Here is a 6976-nt window from a genome sequence, read left to right as displayed (position 1 = left end):
TTGCTGGTCAATGCTTGGCGCGGGAGCTTGGAGAAGTAGTTGGCGCTTGGTTTTGATTGACAGGCGCGACTGGATGCATCAGACTAATTGGAGCAAGGCATCCCTCCCTTACCGCGGCATCGCGCCGACGCAGATGCTGCGCGATCAGCATCTCTGGTACTTCGCTCACTTCTCCGCCGCTTTGCTAGAGGATGTCGGCTTAATGCCTAGTCTGTTTTTAGGTGCGCGGGTGCGCCTGCTAATGCTCGCGGCTGCTTGCGCGGCGCTGGCCTTGCCGCTCGCCTCGCGAACGCTGGCCGGAGGGTTTGTCAGTCTCGGGCCGAACGACCCGATTGGCGCCGATGAACTCGGCGTGCAGGTCGCGCTCTGGACCCAGCCCACGAGCGGCAGTCCACAATTGTTGGGTCCGAACGACTTCAACAACTTCATTCTCGACACCGGCGCGAGCACGATTTTGGCCGCTTCTGGGGCGACATCGGAATTGACCGCGAACCCCAACTTTCAAACCGTGGCCACTTACAACGAGAAGGGCGTGGCCGGCATTTCTCCGACCGGAGTTTCCGATGCCTACACCTTTTATTATGCGGGCTCTAACGGCGTGCAGATTCCGCTCCCATCGACGCGGATTCTATCGACGTCCGATCTCGATTTGCAGGACATCGGCGGTGTCGCCGGGATGCCACTGATGGTCGGACGCAACACGACCGCAGATCTTACGGCAATACCAACAGAAGGCACTAGCCATATCACCTTCTCGAACACGATCCCAGCCAACAACGGGCATCGCTACGACGTCCCTCTGCAAATGGTGAACTTTCCGCTCGACGGCCAACAGAATCCGACCGATCCGCTGCCGACGTCCGCGCCGCTGTCGATGGCCCCCGTGCAGCTTCACAACGGTTCGCACGTGGTCGAATCACATTTCCTCATCGATACCGGCGCCCAAGTCTCGATCCTATCGACGGCCGTGGCCAAAGCTCTGGGCATCAATCCGGCCACCGACGTGCTTGAATACCTTCCGGTCGAAGGAATCGGCGGGACGGTGCAAATGCCGATGGTGGCCGCCGATTCGATTGCCCTGCACACCGCGCAGGGAACCGACTTGAAATGGAGCGGGCTGGAAGTCGGCGTGCTCGACGTCGATCCGCAGATTGCCGGCGTCATCGGAATGGACATGCTTTCGACCGGTTGGCTCGAAGCCGCCCTCAGCGGCGGCAACGGAAGCCTTTCCGAACTCAATTTCGATTTCCGCAATTCGGCCAATTTGACCGGCGACATGCTAGTCGACGTCGATCCGGGGCATGACGTTCCTAGCTACGACGGTTTCTGGGACTCCAGCAGCAGCGGCAGTTATAGCGGCACGGCGAAGTGGTATTCCGGGATCGCGGCGAGCGGCGCGGGCCTTTCGGTTACATTCGGAAACGGCGTGCAAAACACGGTCAACGCGCCGTCGGTGACCGTGACCGTGGATGGGGCGGAACTCGCCGGGTATCTGGTCTTCAACAACACTCAAGGCACTGGCTATATCCTCGGCAACGACGGCGTGACCGGCCACGGCATCACACTCGACAACGGCGGCATCGGGGCCAACGTGAGCGTGGCGGCCGGAGTCACGGCGCTGCAGCAGATCCAGGCGAATATCGTGCTGGCCGACGATGCGACCTTCGACATCGCTCAGGGCAGCTCGCTGTTGATCTCGGTCGGCGGCATCAGCGAAACGGGCGGCAGCCAGACTATCCACCGCAGCATCACGCTGACCGGCGGCGGAACGCTCACCATTGCCGCCCCGAGCAGCTACACCGGCAGCACGACGGTCAACGCTGGCACACTCGCCTTCACCGGCGCGGGCACGATCGGCACGGGTCCTCTGGCGATCAACGCCGACGACGGGGTCTCTTCCACGGTCAATTTCGGTAGCGGCCAGACGTTGCCGAGCCTGACCGTCAGTACCAGCGGAACCGGTTTGGCCAGTGTTGGTGTTGCTTCGGGCGCTACGGTTTCGGTCCCCGCGGGCACCACGACAGTTCAAGGCACTCTCCGCAAGACCGACGGCGGCACGCTGGAAATCAGCGGCTCGTCGGCGCTGGCAGACGCGAGCGCGCTGCTCGTCACTGGCGGCAAGTTGCGTTTCAACATCACTAGCGGTTCGGCCACGATCGGCAGCGGCGTAACGGCGAACGTTTCCGGAGCCGGCACTCTGGAGTTGGCCGGCTCGGTCTCAGCGCTGGGGACCGCGACGGCCGCCAATCGGACGAACGTCACGACCAGCTCGCCAACCGCGACCCTGCTCGTCTCGGCCGGCAAACAACAGGTCGGCGGCATCGACGGCGTGGGCGTCACGCAAGTTAACGCCGGCGCGAGCCTGACGGCGGATCACATCGTGCAAGGAGCGCTGGTGATCGGCGGCACTTCGACATCGGCCGCGCTCGTGACGGTCGACGCGTCCGACGCCAGAGGCAATCCGCTAGTCCAACCCGGCTTCGCGCTTGCCGGACCATTGCAGAGCGACGCCCCATTTGCCGCAGGCATGTCGAGCCCTCCGGGATCCACGGAATTGCCCATCGGCATTGCCGGCATTTACCTCGCTAGCCGCCACCTGGCGGGAAACGCTGCTGGAGTGCCCGAGCCAAGCTCGGTCGTCTTGTGCCTGCTGGGACTGGCCGCGGTCGGCCTCTACTGGCGTTCAGGAGTGCACAGTCTGAATGGCGCCTCGATGCGATTGTGTGGCACTGGCCAGCAACGTCGGCCAGTGCCGGCGCGCCGATAGCCGCCGCGTGCCGTGTCGCGTCCTGCACTCAGTCCGCGCGCGACTGATCCGTTTGGGCGCTTATCGAATCGATGGTTGCCGCAAACTTCAACTGTCCCCAGCACTGGCCGACGTTGCTGGCCAGTGCCACCCTGTCGATGGCGTTCGCAGCCGTCACTCGTCGCTCAATTGCTTGAGCAGCTCGGCGATTTCGTGATGGGCGGTTTGAGATTGAGTGATGATCAGCTTGCCCGGCAGCGTTTGGATCGAGCCGGTGGGTGGATCGGCGTAGTGCACGATCTCGAGTGCCGTGAGCGCCGTGTGCACCAACGTCACCGCGCCGTTCGACAGTGCGTTGCCCACCATCGCCATTTGCTGGGCGTCGCTCGGCTCGGCGTCTTTTTTCGCGTCCGGCTTGTCTTTCGAGTCCTCGGCATCGCTGACGGTGATTCCGGCCTCGGCGGAGGCCAGTTGGATGCCGGATTTGACGATCGACCCCAGCGCTTGCGGAGAGATTTGTTCGCTGCCAGCCTTGAGTTGCTCGCCCAGTTCGTCGATCCGCGAGCGCCAGCTCCAGGGGCGGATCGACTGGCGAATCACAAAGGCGAGTTGGTCGGGCTTGAAGTCCTTCAGGTCCTTGACCGAATAGACGCGAGTTTCCTTGTATGTCAGGGCTTTCATTCGCGTGGTGATTAGCAAGCAATCGTCTTCGACGACGTAATCGAACAGATTGGCGTTCGTGAGCGCGATCGGCAGACCGTCCGACCCGTCGAAAAGATCGCCCGCTGGAAGCGCGTCGAGCGCGTGCCGCAAGACGGTGGCCACGCTGACGGCCTTGAAATCGACTGTCCCGAAGTCGACATTTGCTTCGAGCATTTTCATTACCAGCGCTTGCGGAGTCTTGTCCCCTTCGCCTGGCGCCGAGTCCGATGGATACATTCCTGCCAGAGTCGCAACGTCCATGCGGATCGAAAGTTGATGCCGCGCGTGCAGGCCATCGAGCACCTGTTGCACGCTGACAATCTTGTGATCGAGGTCCAAATCGGCGGGCGCTTGCAGCAGCGATTCCAGCTTCTTTCGCCCGGCGATCGCCGTGACCGGCTTCGAAGCACAGGCCGGCGACGTGGCCGCCGCGGGCTGCGCGGCGGGCTTTGGGGTCGGCGGAATTGGCGCCAAATACTTCAGCGGTTCGTCGGCAACAACACACCGCACGGCGACGAAGCAGACTCCCAGACATAGCAACGAGCGGACCATGATTCTTCCTCCTTGAAGTGAACGCTCCTGACGTGAACCGCGCGAGCGCCATTCTCTTCGCGGACGAGCGGCCGAGTCAAGCTGAGTTTGTCGGAGGCTCGATCCGTTTCTCGTCGCATCGTGAAAATGGCGTTTTGGGCTTATTTCCGCCGGGCGCGATTTTTCCGTGCTCAGACGCGCCTCTTTCCCGCGCGATCTTTTGCAACGCTCTGGTCAAACAGCGATTCCGCTTGTTTCCCAATGCGCTTCAATTGCTGTTCGAGTTGTCGCATTTCCTCGCGCGAAAGGCCGGAAAACACTTTCTCCATCGTCGCCGCATGCGCGCGGAAAACTGGGGTGATGACGGATTTTCCGCGGGGGGTCAAGGCCACGATGCGAACTCTGCGGTCCTGAGAGGATTCGGCGCGGCTCACCAAGCCTTTGGCGACCAACCGGTCGACAGCCACACTAATCGATCCGGGCGTGAGATTGACTTTCGGGCCGATCACATTGACGGGCAGCGGTCCCTTGTGAAGCAGGGCCTCAAGGACGGCGAAATCCGAAAGCCCCAAGCCGGTTTCCTCGAGGTTTGCCAGGCCATATCGCGTAATGGCCTGCATGGCCTTCATCATCACCAGCCAGGCATGCACGGCGGTCGGAGCATCTTTTTTCATGGAAGTTATCCAGTATTCATCGGGTTCTAGCCAATCAGGAGCTTAATTATACCATAATCAAGTATATTGATATCAATATGATTGACTTCAATAGGCCTGGCCGATACGATTCACTGACAACGTTATTCGCTGCGCGGCGCTTGCAGCCCGGCGCGCCTGCATCACTACCAAAAGAACTCGTGGCAAAAAGGAGAACTCTATGAAGATTCTTGCGACCATCGCGCGATATTTGCTGGCGCTCGTTTTCATCGTCTTTGGTTTGAACGGTTTTCTGCATTTTATTCCGCCGCCGCCGCCGCCATCCGAACTGGCCCAACAGTATTTCACGGTCATGTTTACATCGCACTACCTGATGTTTGTTTTTGGGCTGCAACTGATCGCGGGCGTGTTGTTTCTCTTTCGACGAACCGTTCCGTTGGCGTTGACCATCGCTGGGCCGTTGATCGTCAACATTCTGCTTTTCCATGCGCTGATGGATCCAGGCGGAATTGTGCCAGGTCTCGTGGTGACGGCTCTCTGGTTCGTGGTTTACTGGCAATTCCGCGCGGCTTTCTTCGGAATTTTCTTCACCGAAACACAATCCGATCGCTCTCGATGACCTTTCTCAAGTGGGACTGACCATTGAGAATGTCGCCTCATTCGCGTTGTTCTCAGCGCAACCATCAAGATAGGAGCCAGCCATGAACAGCATCCTCTTTCAACCCTTCCGTCTGCCTGACCTGACTCTGCCAAACCGCATCGTCCTGTCGCCCATGACTCGCGGTAGGGCCGGAGCTGCTCGCCTGCCAAATCAACTAACGGCCAAGTACTACGCCCAGCGCAGTTCGGCTGGATTGCTCATCACCGAAGCCACTACGATCTCGGAGCAGGCCAACGGCTGGAACGAGTCGCCGGGCATCTACACCGATGAGATGACCGCAGGGTGGAAGCACACGACCGACGCCGTGCATGAAAAGGGTGGTGTGATCTTCGTCCAGCTTTGGCATACCGGACGGGCGTCCCACAGCAGCTTCCACGGCGGCAGGCCCGCCGTCGCTCCCTCGGCCATCAAGATCAACGAGCCGGAGATCCACACACCCATTGGCAAGCAGCCGCACGAAGTCCCGCGGGCGCTGGAAACGTCGGAGATCTCACTGATCGTGGAGGATTACCGACAAGCTGCCGAGCGAGCCAAGCAAGCAGGCTTCGACGGCGTGGAACTCCACAGCGCCAATGGGTATTTGATTGACGAGTTTCTTCAGTCGAAAACAAATCACCGCACGGACGAGTACGGCGGCAGCATCGAGAACCGTTACCGCTTCTTGAAGGAAGTGACCGAAGCCGTCACGTCCGTCTGGCCCGCCCACCGGGTCGGCGTGCATCTCTCGCCCAACAGTCCGTACAACGACATGGGGTCGCCGGATTTCCGGGAGCAGTTCACATTCGTTGCTAGTCAACTCGACCGTTTCGGGCTGGCGTACCTGCACGTAGTAGACGGGCTGGCCTTTGGCTTCCACAACCTCGGTGAGCCGATGACACTGGCCGAGTTCCGCAAGGTGTTCCACGGCCCGCTCGTGGGCAACTGCGGCTACACCAAGGAGACGGCAGAGAAGGCGATTGCCGAGGGACACGCCGATCTGATCTCCTTCGGGCGACCTTTCATCAGCAACCCGGACCTCGTGGAGCGCTTCAGGAACGGCTGGCCGCTGGCCGAACCAGCGCCGATGTCCGATTGGTCCTCGCCCACCGGGGGAAAGGGGTACACGGATTTCCCGGCCTACGCACTGTCGCCCACTCGGAGTTAAGACCTCGGGTAATTCGACAAAAACAAGCCACGCTCGACGCCGAAAGGAGACAAGCCATGTCCAGCATATCGATCTTGCTGACTCGCAATCTTCAAGACGTGTTCGGTGAAAACGACCCCGCGCGTCGGCGGGCCACCATCGACGAAATCTACACCGACGATGGAGTGTTCTACGATCCTACCAGTGGGGCCCACCGTGGCCGCGACGCGATCGATCGCGTCGCGGGCGCGATCCGGGCAACTCACCCTGACTTTCGATATCAGCCAATTGCCGAACCTGAGGAATTGGGCAATGGCGGGCGGATCCAGTGGGTATCGGGCCGCCCTGGTGAGGCGCCCGCTTACGCCGGGACTGATTTCATCATTGCCCGGGACGGCCGGATTGCCGCCCTTTATCTCTTTTTCGACAAGCTCCCCTGAGCTGCCTCCGATACCGAGACGCTGCGAAGGCGGGGTCTCGATCCGGTTGTGCACCGCCGAGGCCAGCTCAAAGCAAGCAGGTCGCCTGCCCCGGGCCAGTTCAACTCCCGGACCGGGTAC

At 60.8% G+C, this 6976-nt stretch carries 6 protein-coding genes; 4 read left to right on the top strand and 2 right to left on the bottom strand.

Annotated features, from left to right (window positions below):
• Window positions 1-73 precede the first annotated feature (73 nt).
• The gene (locus tag VGY55_04710; GenBank protein ID HEV2969270.1) at window positions 74-2767 is read left to right on the top strand and encodes an aspartyl protease family protein; all 2694 of its coding nucleotides are present in this window, start codon (window positions 74-76) and stop codon (window positions 2765-2767) included.
• A 153-nt stretch (window positions 2768-2920) separates the two neighbouring features.
• On the opposite strand, the gene VGY55_04705 is transcribed toward VGY55_04710, so the two are convergent.
• Together VGY55_04705 and VGY55_04700 are read right to left on the bottom strand one after the other, a co-directional pair.
• Entirely contained in the window at window positions 2921-4000 is a 1080-nt protein-coding gene (locus VGY55_04705) for a hypothetical protein (protein ID HEV2969269.1), read from the bottom strand.
• Window positions 4001-4170: 170 nt separating this feature from the next.
• A complete protein-coding gene (locus tag VGY55_04700; GenBank protein ID HEV2969268.1) occupies window positions 4171-4653 on the bottom strand; it encodes a MarR family transcriptional regulator in 483 nt (160 codons plus the stop codon).
• Window positions 4654-4852: 199 nt separating this feature from the next.
• Here VGY55_04700 and VGY55_04695 point away from each other — a divergent pair, with 199 nt between their 5' ends.
• The 3 genes from VGY55_04695 (at window position 4853) to VGY55_04685 (ending at window position 6856) form a co-directional block, all read left to right on the top strand.
• Window positions 4853-5251 carry a hypothetical protein gene (locus VGY55_04695; protein HEV2969267.1) on the top strand — a complete coding sequence of 133 codons (399 nt, stop codon included), beginning with the start codon at window positions 4853-4855 and terminating at the stop codon, window positions 5249-5251.
• 82 nt (window positions 5252-5333) lie between these two features.
• Window positions 5334-6437, top strand: coding sequence for an alkene reductase (locus VGY55_04690; protein HEV2969266.1), 1104 nt, complete (start codon window positions 5334-5336; stop codon window positions 6435-6437).
• 56 nt (window positions 6438-6493) lie between these two features.
• Window positions 6494-6856: a nuclear transport factor 2 family protein gene (locus VGY55_04685; protein ID HEV2969265.1), complete on the top strand. Its 363-nt coding sequence runs from the start codon at window positions 6494-6496 to the stop codon at window positions 6854-6856.
• Window positions 6857-6976: the final 120 nt, after the last annotated feature.

The organism is Pirellulales bacterium, from assembly GCA_035939775.1.
Lineage (GTDB): Bacteria > Planctomycetota > Planctomycetia > Pirellulales > DATAWG01 > DASZFO01.
Note: the sequence above shows the minus strand (reverse complement) of the source record. Positions and strands in the feature narration are given on the sequence as shown.